The following is an 18,998-nucleotide window of genomic DNA, read 5'->3' as shown; positions in this document are numbered from 1 at the left end:
CGCGCGCGGGTGAACGACGCATCTCGGCTCGCTGGTCGATCGCGCCCCTCGTCCCGGCGCTCTGCGCCCTGGCGACGGGGATCGCGATCGACCGCCACGCCGAGCCTTGCGGCACGGCGGGCTGGATCGGAGCGAGCCTCGCACTGACGGCTCTGGCCTTCCTGGCGCTCCGCCGGGGCCTGATTTCCAGCCTCGCGCTGCTGGCGGCGATCGCCGCGGTCGGCGGCGGCTGGCACCACGCCAACTGGACCGACCTGGCCCCCGACGATCTCGCGGCCGGCGTCACCGAGGCCCCGCGCCCGGCGTGGGTTCGCGGCTACATCGAGGAAGTCCTGAGCGCTCGCCCGTACGAAGGCCGACGGCCGGGCGACGAGGGCCGCGTGCGGACCCGGCTGACGCTCCAGATCACCGGCGTCAGCGACGGCCGAGCCTTTCAACCCGCCTCGGGCCGAGCCGGCGTCACCGTGCTGGGCGATCGGACCGACCTCTACGCCGGTCAGCCGATCCAGGCTGCGGGCCAGCTCGCGCTCATCGCCGGCCCGCTCAACCCCGGCGAGTTCGACTACCGCGCCTTGCTCCGCGCCCGGGGGATTCGGCTTCGGCTCAGCGTCGACGAGCCGTCGGGCGTCATGCCCGATCTCGAAAGCCGGCCCGCGTGGTGGATCGGCGCCCTCGGCTCACTCCGCGAGGGGAGCCGAGACCGGCTCATCGCCAGGCTCGACGACCGCGCCGCCCCGCTGGCCTCGGCCCTGATCCTGGGCCAACGCGAGGAGATCGACGACGAGCTGAACGACGCCTTCTTTCGGACCGGCACGATGCACCTACTGGCCATCTCGGGCTTGCAGCTTCAGGTGCTCGCGGTGGCGATCGGAATCGTCTTGCGGTCGCTGGGGACGCCGCGACGCCCGCTGTACGCGATCGTCGCCGTGGCGACGTTCGGCTACGCGGTGCTGGTGGGGTTTTCGCCCTCGGTGACGCGGTCGGCCGCGATGACGCTGACATTCTGCCTGGCGGCGATCTTCGACCGCTCGACGCGGCCCGCGAACACGCTGGCGACGGCCGGAATCGTCACGCTCGGGCTCAACCCGGCGTTCCTCTTCGACGTCGGCTGCCAGCTCTCGTTCCTGGCCATCGCCGCCCTGTTCTGGCTCTTGCCGCCGGCCCGCGCGGCCGTCGCCCGCCTCGCCGATTCCTTCCGCGCATGCACCATCGGCCCGATCACCCCGCTCGACGACGTCGAAGAGTTGTTCCGGCCGCGCTGGGCGAAACTGCCTCGTGAGGCCGTTCGGTGGGTCACGAACGCGATCCTGGTCTCGGCGGTCGTCTCGGCCGCCGGCCTGCCGCTGGTGGCGCTTCGGTTCCACATGGTCTCGCCGATCGGCGTCTTGCTGAACATCCCGCTGATCCCGATCACGTCGTGCGCGCTCTTGCTCGGGGCGTTGCAGCTTGGCGTTTCGCTGGTCTCCGCGCAACTGGCCGCTCTCATCGCCCTTCCGGTCGGCTGGCTGCTGCGGCTCACCGAATCGTGCGTCTTCTGGGGCGCCGACCGCCCGTGGGGACACGTCTTCGTCGCCGGGCCGTCGTGGGCGTCGGTCGCGATCTTCCACGTCCTGCTGGCGATCGCCGCGTACGTCTGGAGCGCCGCCCCCAGGCCGTCGAAAGCCAAGGTGGGCCGGACGTTCCGGGTCGTTTCGCTGGGGTCGTGGGTCCTGGTCTTCGCCTGGTGTCTGCCCGGCTGGGCGTTCGAGGGTTTGGGGCGACGGCCGAAGACGCTCGAAGGCGAGATCCTGACGGTCGGGCACGGCCTGGCGGTGGTCTTGCGGACGCCCGAGGGGAAGGCGTTCCTTTACGATTGCGGACGGATGGACGACCCGCGCGTGGGGCGTCGGATCATCGCGCAGGCGCTCTGGTCGCGGGGCGTCACGCGGCTCGACGCGGTCTTTCTGAGCCACGCCGATCAGGATCACTTCAACGCCCTGCCCGACCTGATCGAGCGGTTCGCGATCGGCGAGGTGATCGTGCCGCCGGGGTTCGCGGGCGAGGACAATCCGGCGGCCGATCTCTTGATCGAGACCTTGAGCGAGCGCCGGATTCCGGTCCGCGAGGTCGCCGCGCCGGCGGTCTGGAACGTCGGCGCAACCCGGTTCGAGGTGCTTCATCCGCCCGTCGACTGGCATCCCGAAACCTCAGACAACGCGCGCAGCCTGGTGCTCGACATCCGCTCGCTCGGGCACCGGCTGCTGTTGACCGGCGACCTCGATCAGCTCGGCCTGGTCGAGCTGACCGCGGGGCCGAAGCCCGAGCCGCCGATCGACGTGATGCTCTCGCCCCACCACGGCGGCCGGTCGGCCAATCCCGCCTGGCTGTACGAGTGGGCGGTCCCTCGCGTCGTCGCGGTCAGTCAGAAGCCGCCGTTCCCCGCCGCCTCGGACGCGTTGACGCCTCTGGGGCAGAAGGCTATCGTCCTCTTAAGGACCTGGAAGACCGGCGCGATCCTCTTGAGATGGACGGCCGAGGGGATCGTCGCGCGGGGATTCGTCGACGAGGGCGAGCCCGCCCGCTCCCGCGAGACGCGACAGGATGCGGGAGAGCGACCGGAATGAAGTGGCTGATCGTCCTTCTGGGACTGGGCGCGGGACTGATCGGCGGCCTCATCCTCGTGGTCGTGGAATTCGGCGCGTGGGCCCTGGTGACGCCGCGACGGGTCGCTTCCCCCACGCCCGACGCGAACGAGGACGAGACGGCAACCGATATCTGGGCGACCTCGACCGAATCGATCCGCGCGCGGGCGGCCGACGGCGTCGAGCTGGCGGGCCGCTGGATCGCCGCGCCGGGCTCGCCGACGGGTCGGACGATGATCCTGGTCCACGGGTTCGTCGACGGCCCCGAGGCGATGGTCGTCGATCGGGGCCGGGCGATCCTCGACCACGGCTGGAACATCGCGGCCGTCGACCTCCGCGGCTACGGCGAGAGCCAGGGCGCCTTTTCCAGCTTCGGCGGTCGCGAGGCCGGCGACCTCCGCGCCTGGCTCGACGTGCTGGCCGCCCGCTGCGCCCCCGGCGAGCCGTTCGCCCCGGTGATCTGGGGACGCTCGATGGGCGCGGCGATCGCGCTCCGCGCGGCCGTCGAGGACGACCGCGTCCGCGCCCTGGTCCTCGAAGCGCCGATGGTCGATCTTGAGGCGGCCGTGACGACCTTGACCCGCAACCGCAAGGTGCCGATGGCCCCCCTGCTCTCCCGCCTGATCGTCTCCCGCGCCGGCCGGCTCGCCAAAGTGTCGCTCCACCGGCCGCGCCCGCTCGACCTGGCCGCGCGATGCGCCCAGCCGGTCGTCGTCGTCCACGGCGCGAACGACCCATTGATCCCTTCCTCGAAGGCCCGCATCCTGGCCGACGCCTTCCCCACCCCCGCCGCCTTCATCGAAGTCCCCGCCGCCCGCCACGCCGACGTCGTCCGCGTCGGCGGCCCCGACCTGCTCGCCGAGATCCTCGCGTTCGTCGACCGGCACGTCGAGGCGTCCAGGACGGCGTAACTCGCGATCACGGCTTCCGCGCGAGCTGGTTCGGCCGGGGGAGGCGGGAGAGGGTGGCGCGGGCGAGGTCGGCGGCGATGGAGCGGTCGACGGAGTGGTCGGCGACCCATTCGAGGTGGACGCGGGCGTCGTCCGGCTTGTCCTTGCGGATCAGGTCGAGGGCCAGGATCGTGTGCACCTCGGCCTTCTGGACGTCGTTGCCGGCCTTGGCGAGGAAGTCGCGGTCGGAGAGGTCGCCGTTGAGGTAAAGCAACGCCGCCTTGGGCCAGGCGTCCTGGCGCGGGAGCTTCGCCAGCGCCTCTTCGAGAAACTTGTACGCTTCCGGCTCGCGACCGGCGCGGCGCGCGCCGAGGGCGCCGAGCAGGGCCATGTACGACGACGCGGGGTCGCCCCAGCCCTTCAGGTTCAGATACGCGTGCGCGTCGATCTCGGCGCCGTCGACGTCGGCGCAGAGCCGCGACCAGCCTCGGGCGATGTAGACCTCGGCGCGGCGCGGGTCGGCGGCGACGGCCCGGTCGTACTCGGCGATCGCGCCGGTCCAGTCGCTCTCGGCCTGCCTCTTGCGGCCCCGTTCCAGATAGGCGTCGACGTCGTGCGAGGCGTCGCGGATCGGCGTCTGGTCGCGGATCGCCATCGCGTTGCGGGCCATCTCTTCGTACAGCCGCTGGCTGCCGCCGTACGCGGCGACGAGCTTGGGATTGAGGTCGCCGGCGGCCTGGTAGTCGGCGAGCGCCTGGTCTTTCAGGCCGAGCTTCGCGAACACGTTGCCGCGATTGAAGTGGACGACGGCGTTCTTGGGGGCGAGCTTCACCGCCTCGCTGAGGTCTTCGATCGCGCGGTCGTACTGACCGATCATGAAGTAGGCCAGCCCGGCGTTCGAGTGCGCGCCGGCGTTCTTGGGGTCGAGCTTGATCGCCCGGTCCAGGTCGGCGACCGCCTCGTCGTAGCGGGCCAGGCTGTTGTACGCCGCGCCTCGATTCTGGTAAGCCTTGGACTGCTTGGGATCGATCGCGATCGACTTGTCCAGCTCGACGACGGCCTGGGGATACCGCCCCAGGCGGACCAATACGCCGCCGAGGTCCTTGTGCGCCACCGCGTCGCCGGGGAGGAGCCGACCGACGGTCTCGAAGTCAGCGAGCGCCTCCTCGTTGCGGCCCAGCCGCGATTTCAGGCCGCCGCGTAGGCTGTAGGCGAACGCGTACCGGGGGTCGACCGCGATCGCCTGATCGTAATCGGCGAGCGCCCGGCCGTCCTGTTGCATGTCTTCGAGCAATCGGCCCCGACTGGCGAAGGCCCGCGCATAGCCGGGGCCGAGCCGGACGGCTTCGTCGAGATCGGCGAGCGCTTCCGCAAAGTCGCCGAGTTTGCGGTGGACGTCGCCCCGGCCGATGTAGGTGTTGGGGTCGGTCCCGAAAATGGCGATCGCCTGATCGTACTCCGCGAGCGCCTCCTGGTCGCGGCCGGTGCGATGGTGGACCTGCGCCAGCCCCGCATAGGCGACGGACTTCGCCTCCTGGACCTGGGAGTGAATCCGGGGAGTCAGGCGGCTGGACCCGTTGAGCGGGTTCGCCCAGAGACGGATCGAACGCGCGAATTCGGCCTCGGCCTCGTCGTACCGGCTGAGCATCGTCAGGGCGATGCCGCGATCGCTGTGGCCCGATGGATTGAGCGGGTCGCGGTGGACCAGCCGGTCGAAATCGCCCATCGCCTTCGTCGGCCGGTCGAGCCGCAGGTAACTGTTGCCGCGCCGGACCAGCGCCTCGACGTCGTTCGGATGACGTTCGAGCACGACGTCGAGCCGCGACACGGCCTCGGCGTAACGACCGGCGTCATAAAGAGCGAAGCCCTCCTGCCGCTCGCGATTCGTCGAATCCGCCCAGGCCGGAGATCCGGCGGACGTGAGCAAGACCAGGAGAATGGCCAGCGTGGTTCCCGTCGCCCTCATTGCGCACGACCGTCCTTGTCGTTCGTCGCCTCGCTTCGGTTCGACCCTCCCATTGTTTCGGTCGGAACAAGGGCGAGGCGTCGCGCGAGTCGGCGCGTCGGGGACGGCGGCGGACGGGTTCTAGCGGACTTGCCTGAAATCGCGAGGAATCCGCGTGTCGGGCCGGTTCGTGTTATTCGGTCTCGACGATCGACCGGATGACGTCGCGGACGAGGTCGGCCAGTTCGTCGGGGCCGAGGTCCGACCACTGGCCGAACGCCAGGACGGTCCGCCGAGGCGTGCGGAAGCAGCGGATCATGGCCGCGTTGGTCATGTCCATCGCGTAGAATTCGAGGTCGTGGCCGGTCGCGGCGTGGTCGTTGATGGTTTCGAGGGTCGCCGTCGACTCCAGGTCGGCGTACTCTTCGCGCATCGCGTCGAGCGCCGAGTCGGCCACCTCGGCCGGGTCGGGGCATGATTCGTCGGTCGTGATCAGGGCGAACCCCAGGCCGTCGGGATCTTGCACGGCCACGGTGCGGACCTCGCCCTGGTCGGTCACCTCCAGCTCCCACTCATGGGGATACTCGAAGCGAAGCCCGTCTTCGTCGTAGGTTTGGCCGCTCACTTCGCGCCTGCCTTCCCAGCCTGGTCGTCCGTGTCGCATCACATCTCCCGAAAATCGGCCGTCCATTCTAACACGCGGCGCCCGGACCGCCAACGGCGCGGAGCGACCGTCCCAGGGCGACGGGACTCGATTCGACGCCATTCGAAATCGAAACGCTCCGCTCCGCGCCTCGATCGTCGAGGCGCGGAGCGGAGCGAAGGTTTCAATGCAGCGTCGGGCGGCGGCGATCAGTAGGCGTCGGAGCTGACGACCTCGCCGCCTCGCGTGCTAGAAATGGCCTGATACGTGGGAGGGCTGACCGAGTTCTTGATGAACTTCACGCTGCCATCGCAGAACCCGACGTTCACGCCGCCGCTGTGCCGGCTGCGCGCCGCGATGATCACCAGGTTGTTGGTGCCGCCGACGCACGGAGGGTTGTTCATGGCCGGATAGTTGCAGTACCCGGAGCTTTGCATCCAGTCGGGCTTCGAGCTGTTCGGGGTCAGATATCCTGAGAAGTTGGCGGCGTAGGCCCAGTGCGAGAAGCCGCGAAGGTCCCAACTGGCGCCGCTGACGCCGACGATGACCTCCGAGGTCATCATCGTGTTGCTCAACCCGTCGGGGATCGCCGCGAATCGGACGGTCCCGTTGGTCGCCCCCTGGCCACCCCCCGCGCTGATGTCGGCGTACGGCGCCCCCACGTCGCCGAACGGAGCGCCCAGGAAATTGTACTGGACGCCGTTGTCGACGAAGTACGGCACGAACGCGCCGCCGTTGACGCTCCCCTGCTGCATCGTGATGTTGCCGAAGTTGACGACGTAGTTCTGCGACGTCACGTTCTTGCCGAGCGCGCTGATGCCGACGGTCTGGGTGTTGTTGCCGTCGCTCGGGCAGTTGTACGCGTTGACCCGCGTCGAGGTGACCGTGATGTTGCAGACGCCGGCGTAACGGAACAGTCCCTCATCGCCGTAACCCGCGAGGCCCGAATTGTTCCCCGAGCTGTTCCAGGCGTTGAACAACGACTGCTGCTCGACGAACGGAAGCAGCGGGATCAGCCAAGAGCCCCAGCAACAGCCCCGCATCCCCTGCGGCAAGACGCCGCTGCTCGACTCGTAATTGTGCATCCCCAGGCCGATCTGCTTCAGGTTGTTGATGCACTGCGCCCGGCGGGCCGCCTCGCGCGCCGACTGCACCGCCGGCAGCAACAGCGCAATCAAGACCGCGATGATCGCGATCACCACCAGAAGCTCGATCAAGGTGAAGCCAGGCTTACGATTACAGGCCTTCATGCAAATAATCCTCCGACTGGAAGTGGATCGTTACGGAGCGAGAGGACGAGCCGCGACGGACCGCCGCGACGATTCACTGGCTGGTCAATTCGTAGTTGGCCTCGGTCGAACCGCTCGCGCCGACGTCGGCGGTCAGTATCGATTCCGCGTTGTATTTCTTGGGGATCGGATCCCCCTTCGCCGCCTTCAGCGACGGCGGCATGCCCGGAGCGGACTTGGCGTCGGCCGTCTCCCCGCCCCCCGATCGGATCGACACCCGGTACTTGCCGGCCGTCGGCCCGTCCTCGCCGGCGATCAAGTACGCGCCATCGACGACCACGCCCCCCGTCGTCACGGTCGCGCCGCCGCCTGGCGCGGGATCGAACGCGATCACCCCTTTCGCCAGGGGGACGCCGTCCAGCGTGACCTTGCCGTAGACGCGATGACGACCGTCGGCCCCCCCGCCGTCGCAGCCGTTCGCGACGGCGAACGTCAGTCCAAGAAGCCCACAGCGCAACGTAAACGATCGGATCATGCACCCACCTCTCGTTGGAAGTCGGTCGACCGACCCGCGCAGCATTGCATCGACGGATTCACTCCGCGCGAGTCTTCGGCAGTTGTAATTAGGCAGCAAGGTCGTACGAACACGCCGGCGTTGCGAGAGGGAACGCCGGCCGGGATCGAAGGGCGAAGGGAGACGCCCTTATTGGAGATGTCTCAGGTGTAGCAGGCCAAAAATAACACGTCAAGGGGATGGAGTCAAAGACTTCTCATCTCTTGCAGGCCCAGATGAATGTCTTAACTAATTAGGCGAAAGCCCAAGATGACGGAGCCCTCGGACGGATGGGAGCGGGATCGGGCGTCGTTCGATCAGAAAGGACTCCGACGTCGCGACCTCGTTTTTCGCCAGAGGCGGCGTGAAGGACGCTCTCGTAAGTCGGCGAGCTGAAGACGCTCTCGGTCACAGCGTCGTCGAGGCGGTTTCGTCCCCCATCTCGTCGCATTGCAGGAGGCGTCCCTTGGCGCTTCCAGGGGTGAAAAAGAGGCCGCCACAGGTGAATGCGACGGTCAGGAAGAAATGACGCAGCAGTTGAATCTCTTCGCCGTGCGAGGGAAGAAGCTCCCCGATCGCCAGGCCCAGGAAGAGGCCGGCGGCTCCTCGACTCGCCCCCTTATGGCCGACGTCCCGCCAGACCGCTCCCACAAGCACGCCGAGAATCGCCCCGATGATCGAGGCGCAGAACGGCAGCACGATCAAGGCGACCGGTGTGTACCACTCGTACTCCAGGGGATCCGCCGGATCGACGACGGGGGCGTCGATCACCCCGATCACGAGCGCCGCCGCCCCTCCCAGGACGCCGCCCAGCACGCACCCCGCGAGGGACCGCACGCACCCCGATCGACCCTCTTGCTTCATGATCTCACACCCACCCTCGAATCGGCTTGCGGGCGTCGCGAGCGATCGGCTTCTTCAGAACATACTCTCTAGAAATCTACGTCCGGGACCGGCTTTTCGCAGTACATTATCCTGGGCGGAACCACCTATTCCGCGGGCCTCTTTGGCAATTCGGCGAGTGGCAAGCCCCAGCCGGGACGGCCTCGATCGAGCGAAAACCGCGCGATCGAAGCCAATCCGCCCCGCCGCGAGACCGAGCCAGCCTCGGCGGGTTGCACCGGTTGCAACATGAGCCCCGAGTCCTAGAATGTCCTGGGCGATCAGGGCGATGGGAGCCCGAGCGTACGACGTCCGGCCGTGTTTCCGCGCGATCGAAGCCAAATCCAGAACCAACTCTAACTCGTTTTGCATCCGGGCCTTACCGACGCAAAACGCGATTCCTGGGCGGAGCAAACGAAGCCAATCCACATGGCAGCCGAGGAGCGTCGGGGAGCCGGTGCAGGAAGGTCGGGGCGGGCGAACTTCGGGGGCGGGCGGTGCGTCGAGATCGACGGGAACGCGCGGGTTTCTGGTCAAACGAAGCCAATCGCGCCCCGGGGTTCGGCGACCTTGGACGGCTCTGGTCGATCCTGGTAGATTGGCTGATCTCGGACGCCCGACGAATGGGGGCGTCGGTTTTGGGGAGGGATGGATGAGGATCTTGTCGGGGATTCAGCCTTCGGGCGCCTTGCACATCGGCAACTACCTGGGGGCGATCCAGCAGTACATCGCGCTTCAGGACGGGAACGAGGCGTTCTACTTCGTGGCCGATTACCACGCGTTGACGAGCGTGCGCGACGCCGGCAAATTGCGCCAGTACGTGTTCGACGTGATGGTCGACATGCTTTCGCTGGGGCTCGACCCGGAGAAGGCCGTGCTGTTCGTGCAGTCGGACGTGCCGGAGACGGTCGAGCTGGCCTGGCTGCTGTCGACGGTGACGCCGATGGGCTGGCTGGAGAAGTGCGTCAGCTATAAAGACAAGGTCCAGCAGGGTTTACCCGCCGAGCACGGGCTGTTCGCCTATCCCGTGCTTCAGGCGGCCGACATCCTGCTGTACGACGCCGACCTCGTGCCCGTCGGCCAGGACCAGAAGCAGCACCTGGAGATCACCCGCGACGTCGCCGAGCGGTTCAACAACGTCTACGGCGGCAAGAAGGGGGTGTTCCGGCTCCCCAAGCCGTACATCCTCGACAACGTGGCCGTCATCCCGGGGCTCGACGGGCGGAAGATGTCCAAGAGCTACAACAACACGATCGAGATCTTCGACGAGCCGGCCGTGATCCGGAAGAAAGTCAAGCGGTTCGTCACCGACAGCACGCCCGTCGAGGCGCCCAAAAACCCCGACACGTGCCCGCTGTTCGGCCTGTTCAAGTTGTTCGCCAAGCCCGACGACCTCGCCGAAGTCGAGCGCCGGTACCGCGAGGGAGGGATCGGCTACGGCGAGGTCAAGACCCGACTGGGCGAAGCGCTGGTCGAGCGGTTCGCCGAACCCCGCGAACGCCGGGCCGAGTGGGTCGCCCACCCCGACCGCGTCGCCAAGGTCCGGGCGGCGGGAGCCGAGAAGGCCCGCGCCACGGCCCGCACAATCCTCGAAAAAGCCCGAGCGGCCTGCGGCGTGGGATGAGCTGAACCGAGCCGTTTCGCCCTCGATTCCTCCCGAAGCACGACCTCTTCCTTCGACCCGAACGGAGCGCGACGATGGGTTTCCTGTTCAGTTTGATTTGGTTCCTGCTGATCGGCCTGGTCGCCGGCTGGCTCGCCGGCCAGATCACCAAGGGGAGGAGCCTGGGGACGACCAACAACATGATCGTCGGCGTCCTGGGCGCGATTTTCGGCGGTTTCCTGTTCTCGATTATCGGCCTCTCGGCCACCAACACCATCGGCAGCCTCATCACCGCGACCCTCGGCGCGGTCGTGGTCCTCTTCCTGCTCACCCGGTACGGCCGGAAGCTCTGATCCGAAACGTCAGGTGTCGCCAGCTTGGGACACCCGACCTCATTGAAAATGGGGTGCACGGTCGGCGGGGGTCCGAATACAAGCTCGAAGCGCCAGCGAGTGAGTTTCCGATCGGCCATTGGAAGCATTCACTCGCTGGCGCTTCGAGCTTGTATCGGGGCAGGCCTTCGCGAGGCCATTTTCAGATCAAACCTCAAGGACGCAATCATGACCAAGTCTTTATTCGATCTGACCGGGCGGGCGGCCCTCGTGACCGGCGGCAGCAAGGGGCTCGGCAAGGCGATGGCCCGGGGCTTGGCGGAGGCCGGCGCGAACGTCGTGATCTCCAGCCGCCGCGAAGACGCCCTGAAGGTCGCCGCCCGCGAGATCGGCGACGGCGTGACCGGCAAGGTTCAGTACGTCGTGGCCGACATGACCAGCCGCGAAGACGTCGCCCGGCTGGCCGAGGCGGCCGTCGCGGCCTTCGGCCGGATCGACATCTTGGTCAACAACGCCGGCGACAACAAGCCCCAGCCCATCGACCAGATCCAGGACGACGTCTGGGACGGCCTGATCGAGCTGAACCTCAGCTCGTGCATGGCGCTCTCGCGGGCGCTCGCGCCCGGCATGAAAGAGCGGAAGTGGGGGCGGATCATCCACATCTCGTCGATCATGGGCTTCTCGTCGGCGGGAGGCCGCAACGCCTACTCGGCCACCAAGAGCGCCCTCAAGGGCCTGGCCCGCGCCAGCGCCAACGACCTGGGCGAGTTCGGGATCACCGTCAACTGCATCGCGCCGGGGCCGTTCCTGACCGACCTGCCGCTCGGCCTGCTGAGCGAGGCCAAGCAAGCCGAGTTCGCCCGCCGCACCGCGATGAACCGCTGGGGACGCCCCGAGGAACTCGTCGGCCCGATCCTCCTGCTCGCCAGCGAAGCCGGCAGCTACATCACCGGCACGACCCTGGTGGTCGACGGCGGGACGCTCAGCAAGATCTTCTGATGGCGTTCGCCCCGTCTTCCCGGGGGCGGGCGAGTGCTCGTCGGCCCTACAAGCCCGAAGCGCCAGCGAGTGAATCGCGGCGCATCCGGCATCGGCCGTCGGTTGGATTCACTCGCTGGCGCTTCGGGCTTGTAAAGGATCGCCGCGCCACCGGGAACTCGGGACGATTCGATCAGAGTTCCCAGCCCTTGCGGAAGTGGGACTTGAGGTAGCCGGCGGCGGTCGAGCTGTTGGTGACTTCGCCGGTCTGGGGGTTGTATTCGACGGTCTCGCCGGAGCGGACGGCGACGTTGCCGAGGAGCATCGATTCGGTCAGGACCGAGGAATAGTCGAAGTTCGACTGGGCGATCGCGGGCTTGCCGGCGCGGATGGCCTGGAACCATTCGAGCTTGTGGTTGTCGTCCTCCCCCTTGCCGCCGGTGATCCTTGGGAGCGTCGGCTTGGGGTCCTTGTAGTCGTGGTAGCGGTCCTCGGGCCAGAGCTTCTGCTCCGCGCCGTAGTCGCTGGGAGAGTACATCTGGCCCTTCGAGCCGACCATCAGCGAGCCGCTGTCGGACGGGTTGAAGCCGGCCGGGAAGAGGCTCGAATCGGGGAGGTTCCGCTTGCCGTCCTTCGCCCCTTCGTACCAGGTGAGCTTCACCGGCGGCAGGCCTTCGCGGGCGGGGAACTCGTAGGTGATCGTCGCCCAGGCCGGGTAGGTCTCGGAGTTGATCTCGCCGCTGTGGGCCGAGATCCGGGTCGGCAGCCCGAGCTTCAGCGACTTGAAGACGAGGTTCGTCGTATGGCAGGCCATGTCCCCCAGCGAGCCGGTGCCGAAGTCCCACCACCCGCGCCAGTCGTGGGGATGGTAAACCTTGTTGTACGGGCGGTCGGCGGCGGGCCCGAGGAACAGCTTCCAATGGAGGTACGAGGGGACTTCCTGGACCTCCTTGGACCGGGCGACGATGTCCGGGGCCTGCTTCCAGTACTTGAACGGGCGGTTGGTCCAGGCGTGGACCTCGCGGACCTCGCCGATCGCGCCCGACTGGACGACTTCGACGCCGCGACGGAGGCCCGGATGGGCGGTCCCCTGGTTGCCCATCTGGGTGCAGACGCCGTGCTTGCGGGCGGTCTCGCGCATCAGGCGAGCCTCCCAGACCGAGTGGGTCAGGGGCTTCTGGCAGTAGACGTGCTTGCCCAGCCGCATGGCCGTGACGGCCGCCGGCGCGTGGGTGTGGTCGGGGGTCGAGACCACCACGGCGTCGACCGTCGCGCCCAGCTCGTCGTACAGTTCGCGGAAGTCGAAGAACCGCTTGGCGTCCTTGTACTTGGCCGCCTTCTCGTCGAGCCGCCGCTCGTCGACGTCGCAAAGCGCGATGATCCGGCCGTGGTTCGCCGCGTGGTCGGTGTCGCTGCGGCCCTTGCCGCCGACGCCGACGCAGGCGACCTGGATCACCTCGTTGGGCCCGACGCCCCCCGCCCAGCCGTTCCGGCCCTGGCACAAGACGCCGAACCCCGCAATCGAGGCTCCAAACAGGAACCCTCGACGATCAATCGCCTGGCTCATCGGACGAGTCTCCCCGGCAACAACGCGGCAACAACCAGCCCGCGAGCGGACGGCGACGGCGCCGCCCCCCGACCAGGCCGCACGAATGTTGAACATTCTAAGAGAGCGGCCGGGCGTTCGCTACGGGACGGCTCACCGGGTTCCGAAATCGAGCCGACGGCGGGGACGATCGGCTCAACACGGAAGCTCGTCGGCCTGAGGGGCGGGGCTGCAGCGCATGAGCCTGCGGGACTTCCGTCGCATTCCGAGAAGAAGCTTCAACTCCCCCTTGAACTTCCAGTACGCCTCCCGCAGCGCGATCCGCCAGGCGGGCCCCCGGCCGAACACCGCCCCGTTGGGTCTCCATTCGGCGTGTCCGATGAGATGGAAGGGGATGTCGGAGACCTTGGAGATCCGGTGGCCGAGCGCCTCGATCTCGCGCGAGAAGGCGACTTCAGCCGCGATGGCGTCCTCCTTGGACGGCCCGAAGTAGCGAAACCCCCCAACCTCTTCCAGGACGTTGCGACTGGTGAACAAGATGATCGAGGGAATGTGATTGGCAAGCTCCCCTCGGGGAATCCCATGACTCCTGAACTTCGCCAAAATATACTGATTGATGTCCAGCCATTCGTCGCCGACGTGCGCGCACGGCTTCGTCGTCATCCGGCCGACGTAGTCCCACGTCATCCCGGAGCTTCTCTCGATTTCGCCGAGGAGGCCTAACCCCGGGTCGAGATCCATCCGCCTTTCAAAGCCGTAAACCCAGTCGGGCTCCTTGATAAGGCAGTCGTCCTGGATGAACAGATAATAGTCGTATCCAGGCGCATTCCGCCAACCGTGATCCCAGGCTCCCAGGTTGTAGTTGGTGTTCTCGCGATTCAGGATGCGGGGCTTGAGAGCGTCAAACCGCCGGGGGAGAGTCAGCGGGCGCTGATCCCCGCCGTTGCAGACGATGAGCAAATCGAAGGGACAGCCGGATTCGACCTTCCGCATGCGATACAAGAGCTTGTACAGGGAATCGACGGGGAGCCCGGCCCAGTACGAGACGACCACGCAAGTCCGCGAACCGCTCTCCGTTTCGGGCTGGAAAGCACTCATCGGCGGCCTCCGATCAACGCCTCAGCCGTCGCGACCCCCATTCCCTTGGAGTCAGACGACTTTCCTCGGCTTCGAGCGTCATCTTCTTACGGCAACCCTGAGACGAACATTCCTGTTCGGCGGACACGCAGAATCGCTGCCATCGCGATCGTCGAATCCCCTCGAGCCGCCGCAACCATGTTAACAGCTCTTCATCTTAGGGACTCGGCGATCCAAACCAATAGCAATCGTCGCATGGACTCAAACAATCAACAAAATGTTCCAAAGAACAAACATCCGACGTTCAAAATACTGCCCTATAGAGTTGATGCGCGTCAATATAGGCTTGAACCGCGCGGGGGACCATATAGCGGACGCTCCGGCCTTCGGCGAGACGGCCGCGCAGGTCGTGGGAGGCGATGCCGATGGGGGAATGGTGACGTGCTGGAGGGGTTTGGAATCGGGGCCGAACTCGGGGAGGGGGCGGTCGCCGAGTTCCTCGACGCCGGGGCGGTTGACGACCACGATGGTCGCGAGCTGGGTGATCCGGTCGGGCTCGCGCCAGGTCGGCAGGTCGACGAGGCTGTCGGCGCCGATGAGGAAGAACAGGTCGTCGGCCGGCCGCAGCCGCTGGACTTCAGCCAGGGTTTCGACGCTGTAGTGGGGACCGGGGCGGACGGCCTCGATGTCGGAGACCTCGAACGCGGAGTGGCCCGCGACCGCGAGTCGGGCCATTTCGAGCCGATGCGCGACCGGCGTCCGCGCCGGTCCTCGCTTGTGCGGCGGCTCGCCGGCGACGACGAACCAGACTCGCTCCAGGCCGCACGCCTCCCGGCATTGCTCCGCGAGAATCAGGTGCCCGAGATGGATCGGGTCGAACGTGCCGCCGAAAAGCCCTAGTCGCATGGACGAGTCAACCCTTTCCCGATCGTCAGCCCCGAGGCCGCCGTGGACATACGTGCAGAAATCCGACCGATTGCGGTATACTCGATCGCTGGCCGGTCGTTGGTGGTCGGCGCGACGAAATTCGACGATAGGCCCGAGCGATGAGCGTTGTCAATCGTGATCAAGATCAAGAGAGCGACCAACCACGTCCTCAGCCCCGCCTGGGCCGCCAGGCTTCGTGGTTCGAGGGCGAGGACGAGGCCCAGGCCGAGCGGGGAGGCTTGTTCGTCGGGGTAGTCGTCGACCGCGCGCTCGACGCGGTGCTGACCTACCGCGCCCCTCAGCGTCTGGTCGCGAGCATCCAGCTCGGCCAGCGGGTGCGGGTCCCCCTGGGACGCAACGGCGTGGTTACGGGGTACTGCGTCTCGGTCGACCTGCTGCCCCCCGAGGATCTGCCGCCGTCGAAGATCAAGGACGTCGTCGAGATCCTCGACGCCGTTCCGCTGATCGACGCCCGGATGCTCGAACTGACGCGGTGGATGGCCGGCTATTATATGTGCTCCTGGGGCCAGGCGCTCGACGCCGTGGTGCCGGCCGGGGTGCGAAACCAGGCGGGGACGCGGGTGGGGACGTTTCTGGTGGTCCGCCCCGAGGCCCGCCAGGCGTTCGATGACGAGACGCTCCAGAAGACGCTCACCGCCAAGCAGACCGCCGCGATCGAGGCCCTGTGCCGGTCGGACGAGCTGCTGACCGTTTCCGACGTCTGCCGGCGCGCCAAGTGCGGCGCCGGAGTGATCAAGACGCTTCGCGACGACGGCCTGATCCACACGGTCAAGCGCCGGCTGTCGCTCGCCGCCTCCCGGAACGACGAGCCCGCGGCCGGCGAGCCGACCGCCGCGCCCAAGCCGCCGCCGGCCATGACGCCCGAGCAGGCGGCGGCGATGGCGGCGCTCACGCCCGCGCTCGACGGCGACGCCTTCGCGCCGTTCGTGATCTTCGGCGTGACCGGCAGCGGCAAGACCGAGGTCTACCTGACGGCCATCGAGCGGACCGTGGCGCGGGGCCGCGAGGCGATCGTCCTGGTCCCCGAGATCAGCCTGACGCCGCAGACGATCCGCCGGTTCCGCCGCCGGTTCCGCCGCGTGGCCGTGCTCCACAGCCATCTCAGCGACGTCGAGCGGCACCGCCACTGGCAGAGCATCGCCCAGGGTGAAATCGACGTCGTCGTCGGCGCCCGGTCGGCCATCTTCGCCCCCACGAGGCGGCTGGGGCTGATCGTCGTCGACGAGGAACATGAAAGCACGTTTAAACAAGAGACCGTCCCCCGCTACCACGCGCGCGACGTCGCCGTGAAGCGCGCTCAGCTCGAAAACACGCCGGTGCTCCTGGGCTCGGCGACGCCGTCGCTGGAGACCTGGCGGAACGCCGAGCTGGGGCGTTACGCGCGGATCTCGATGCCCAGCCGGGTCGAGGGCCGGCCGATGCCGGCCGTCGAGATCATCGACCTGCGGAACGAGAAGCACCTCACCGGCGGTCTGAGCGAGACGCTCCGCCTCGCCATGCACCAGGCGCTCGACGACGACGGCCAGGTGATCCTGCTGCTCAACCGCCGGGGCTACAACACGTTCGTCATCTGCCCCAAGTGCGGCCAGGTGGTCAAGTGCCGGCACTGCGACGTGGCCGCCACGTACCACAAAAACCGGCACATGCTGATCTGCCACACGTGCGACGCCGAGCGTGCGTGCCCGCCGGCCTGCCCGTCGTGCCAAGCGCCGGTGCTCCACTACGGCGGGATCGGCACCGAGCGGCTCGAGCGCGAGATCCGGATGGAGTTCCCGTTCCATGAGTCGAGGCGGATGGACTCCGACACGATGCGCCGGCACGGCAGCCACGAGGTGACGCTGGCGGCCTTCAAGTCGGGTGACGTGAAGATTCTGCTGGGCACTCAGATGATCGCCAAGGGGCTCGACTTCCCCAACGTGACGCTGGTCGGCGTGGTCGACGCCGACGTCGCCCTGCACCTGCCCGACTTCCGCGCCGCCGAGCGGACGTTCCAGCTCGTCGCCCAGGTCGCCGGCCGGACCGGTCGCGGCAACCGTCCCGGTCGGGTGCTGGTCCAGAGCTTCTGCCCCGAGCATCCGGCGATCGCCAACGCCGCTCGCCACGACTACGAAGGCTTCGTCCGCTACGAACTGCCGACTCGCGAGGCCCCGCTGGCCTCGCCGTACGGTCGGATCGTCCGCCTCGTCGCGCGCGGCAAGGACGAGGCCCGGGTCGAGAAATACCTGAACGAGCTGGCGAAGACGCTCCGGGCCAAGGCCCCCCCCGGCGTCCGCTTCTGGGGGCCGTCCCCCACGCCGATCCTCAAGATCCGCGAGGAGTTCCGGTTCCATCTCCAGATCCGATGCGCCTCGGCCGCCCCGTTGCGGACGATGCTCCGCGACCTCCCCCTCCACCCGCCGCCGAACAAGGTCGACCTGGCCGTCGACGTCGACCCGATCAGCATGCTGTAGCGGGGGCGTCGTTCCGCCTTGGAGTCTGGGCGGCATGTGTGAGCCGCCCCGAGGACGCATGGCGTCGGCTCGCTGGCGCGATCGGCAGAGCGGCCGGGGAAATCCATGAAAAAACTTCAGAGCGGGCAAAACTCAGGTTTACAGTTTCGGCGGTCAGGAGTATTCTCCCGCCGTTGGTTCACATCTCGGACTCCTAGACGACGAGACTCATGGTGGAGTTTCGAGGGGGCGGGCATGGATGCGAGAGTACTCCTTTCTCACCTGCTTTTCCCTTCGCCGCTGCGCCGGGCTTCTCGCTCATCTCGGGTCTCGCAGAGATCCGTCACGGAAAACTGCCCCGGGTTGTGATTCTCGTGTCTCGCGCCGTTCGTCCCGCTCGCCGACGAGAAGGATTCCGTCGGATCGAGTGAAGCCGCCGCGGCGTGATTCGGATGAAGACACCGTGAAATCAGGATTGCGTCGTGACAATCCTAATCTGTTCAGGAGGAAGAGATGAGCATGACTAAAGGGTTGAACGGACTGCGATCCGCGGTCATCGCCCTGGGATTGGCCGCCTGCACCGCGACGGGCGCCGATGCCGCAGCGATCCTCAAGTACCAGACCGCGACGGCCGTCGACCTGAGTCACGGCATCAGCGGCCCGAACGTGATCAGCTTCACGCCCGCCACCGCGGCCGGCGTGGACCTCAGCTCGGGCACGGTCAACACCGGCCTCGGCACGTTCGTCGTCGCCCCGCCGGCGGCCGGTTCGGCCACCACGTACACCAACACCCCGTTCTCGATCACCTTCCTGCCGCAGGACCTCAACGGCACCCCGCTGACGAACGTCTCGATGGTTTTCACCGGCGTTCTGAACGGCGTGGTCGACAGCCCGTACCACTCGACGGTGACGGCGACCTTCGACAAGCCGACCCAGACCCTCGACCTGGGCGACCAGAAGATCACCTTCACCTTCCCGGACAACGCCAAGCTGCTGGTCCCCTCGCAGTCGAACGGCGGCGTGACCACGGCCGAAGCCCTTCTCACCTCGACGCTGCCCCCGGCCGTGCCCGAACCGAGCACGATCGCCCTGGTCCTGACGACCCTCGGCGGCCTCGCCCTGCGGCGCCGCGTCTCGGGCCGCCGCTCCCGCGCCCAGGTCTGATGACCTGAACTGAGCCGAGCCGGCCTCGCTCCTCGCCACGCCGCGATCGACCCCACACGACTCTCTCGCCCGACCCCTCGCCGCCCTGCGTCGAGGGGTTTTTTCATGGACCTCGCGGCCCGCGCGAGGGCGAACCGGATTCTCGACGCCCCGCTTGC

The 18,998-nt window shown here is 67.5% G+C and carries 15 protein-coding genes; 7 read left to right on the top strand and 8 right to left on the bottom strand.

Annotation, left to right across the window (positions count from 1 at the left end):
• Positions 1-20 precede the first annotated feature (20 nt).
• Both BSF38_RS18435 and BSF38_RS18430 read left to right on the top strand, forming a co-directional pair.
• The gene (locus BSF38_RS18435) at positions 21-2,603 is read left to right on the top strand and encodes a ComEC/Rec2 family competence protein (RefSeq protein WP_076348033.1); all 2,583 of its coding nucleotides are present in this window, start codon (positions 21-23) and stop codon (positions 2,601-2,603) included.
• Positions 2,600-3,532, top strand: coding sequence for an alpha/beta hydrolase (locus BSF38_RS18430; protein ID WP_076348031.1), 933 nt, complete (start codon positions 2,600-2,602; stop codon positions 3,530-3,532). The genes BSF38_RS18435 and BSF38_RS18430 overlap by 4 nt, the downstream gene beginning before the upstream one ends.
• Before the next feature lie 7 nt (positions 3,533-3,539).
• Here the strand turns inward: BSF38_RS18430 and BSF38_RS18425 are convergent, their stop codons facing one another.
• From BSF38_RS18425 to BSF38_RS18405, 5 genes are all read right to left on the bottom strand, one after another.
• The gene (locus BSF38_RS18425; protein ID WP_076348029.1) at positions 3,540-5,477 is read right to left on the bottom strand and encodes a tetratricopeptide repeat protein; all 1,938 of its coding nucleotides are present in this window, start codon (positions 5,475-5,477) and stop codon (positions 3,540-3,542) included.
• Positions 5,478-5,649: 172 nt separating this feature from the next.
• Positions 5,650-6,120, bottom strand: a complete 471-nt coding sequence (locus tag BSF38_RS18420; RefSeq protein WP_076348027.1) for a hypothetical protein — start codon at positions 6,118-6,120, stop codon at positions 5,650-5,652.
• A gap of 188 nt (positions 6,121-6,308) precedes the next feature.
• Positions 6,309-7,349 carry a DUF1559 domain-containing protein gene (locus BSF38_RS18415; protein WP_076348025.1) on the bottom strand — a complete coding sequence of 347 codons (1,041 nt, stop codon included), beginning with the start codon at positions 7,347-7,349 and terminating at the stop codon, positions 6,309-6,311.
• A gap of 73 nt (positions 7,350-7,422) precedes the next feature.
• A complete protein-coding gene (locus BSF38_RS18410; protein WP_076348023.1) occupies positions 7,423-7,863 on the bottom strand; it encodes a hypothetical protein in 441 nt (146 codons plus the stop codon).
• Positions 7,864-8,289: 426 nt separating this feature from the next.
• A complete protein-coding gene (locus tag BSF38_RS18405; RefSeq protein ID WP_145952217.1) occupies positions 8,290-8,718 on the bottom strand; it encodes a hypothetical protein in 429 nt (142 codons plus the stop codon).
• 697 nt (positions 8,719-9,415) lie between these two features.
• Between BSF38_RS18405 and trpS the strand changes: the two genes are divergently transcribed.
• The 3 genes from trpS (at position 9,416) to BSF38_RS18390 (ending at position 11,697) form a co-directional block, all read left to right on the top strand.
• On the top strand, positions 9,416-10,387 hold the full coding sequence (trpS, locus tag BSF38_RS18400) for a tryptophan--tRNA ligase (RefSeq protein WP_076348019.1): 972 nt from the start codon (positions 9,416-9,418) through the stop codon (positions 10,385-10,387).
• A 74-nt stretch (positions 10,388-10,461) separates the two neighbouring features.
• Complete coding sequence (locus BSF38_RS18395; RefSeq protein ID WP_076348017.1) at positions 10,462-10,719, top strand: GlsB/YeaQ/YmgE family stress response membrane protein; 258 nt, start codon at positions 10,462-10,464, stop codon at positions 10,717-10,719.
• Positions 10,720-10,926: 207 nt separating this feature from the next.
• Positions 10,927-11,697 (top strand): SDR family NAD(P)-dependent oxidoreductase, encoded by a 771-nt coding sequence (locus tag BSF38_RS18390; RefSeq protein ID WP_076348015.1) that lies wholly within the window; start codon positions 10,927-10,929, stop codon positions 11,695-11,697.
• A gap of 172 nt (positions 11,698-11,869) precedes the next feature.
• On the opposite strand, the gene BSF38_RS18385 is transcribed toward BSF38_RS18390, so the two are convergent.
• From BSF38_RS18385 to nadD, 3 genes are all read right to left on the bottom strand, one after another.
• Positions 11,870-13,243, bottom strand: a complete 1,374-nt coding sequence (locus BSF38_RS18385) for a Gfo/Idh/MocA family oxidoreductase (RefSeq protein WP_076348013.1) — start codon at positions 13,241-13,243, stop codon at positions 11,870-11,872.
• 174 nt (positions 13,244-13,417) lie between these two features.
• Entirely contained in the window at positions 13,418-14,320 is a 903-nt protein-coding gene (locus tag BSF38_RS18380) for a glycosyltransferase family protein (RefSeq protein WP_076348011.1), read from the bottom strand.
• 240 nt (positions 14,321-14,560) lie between these two features.
• Positions 14,561-15,205, bottom strand: a complete 645-nt coding sequence (gene nadD / locus BSF38_RS18375; RefSeq protein WP_237170516.1) for a nicotinate (nicotinamide) nucleotide adenylyltransferase — start codon at positions 15,203-15,205, stop codon at positions 14,561-14,563.
• Positions 15,206-15,345: 140 nt separating this feature from the next.
• On the opposite strand from nadD, the gene priA reads away from it, so the two are divergent.
• Positions 15,346-17,697: a replication restart helicase PriA gene (gene priA, locus BSF38_RS18370; protein WP_083713068.1), complete on the top strand. Its 2,352-nt coding sequence runs from the start codon at positions 15,346-15,348 to the stop codon at positions 17,695-17,697.
• Between the two features lie 492 nt (positions 17,698-18,189).
• On the top strand, positions 18,190-18,840 hold the full coding sequence (locus BSF38_RS18365; protein ID WP_076348009.1) for a PEP-CTERM sorting domain-containing protein: 651 nt from the start codon (positions 18,190-18,192) through the stop codon (positions 18,838-18,840).
• Positions 18,841-18,998: the final 158 nt, after the last annotated feature.

Source organism: Paludisphaera borealis, assembly GCF_001956985.1.
Taxonomy (GTDB): Bacteria; Planctomycetota; Planctomycetia; order Isosphaerales; family Isosphaeraceae; genus Paludisphaera; species Paludisphaera borealis.
Note: the sequence above shows the minus strand (reverse complement) of the source record. Positions and strands in the feature narration are given on the sequence as shown.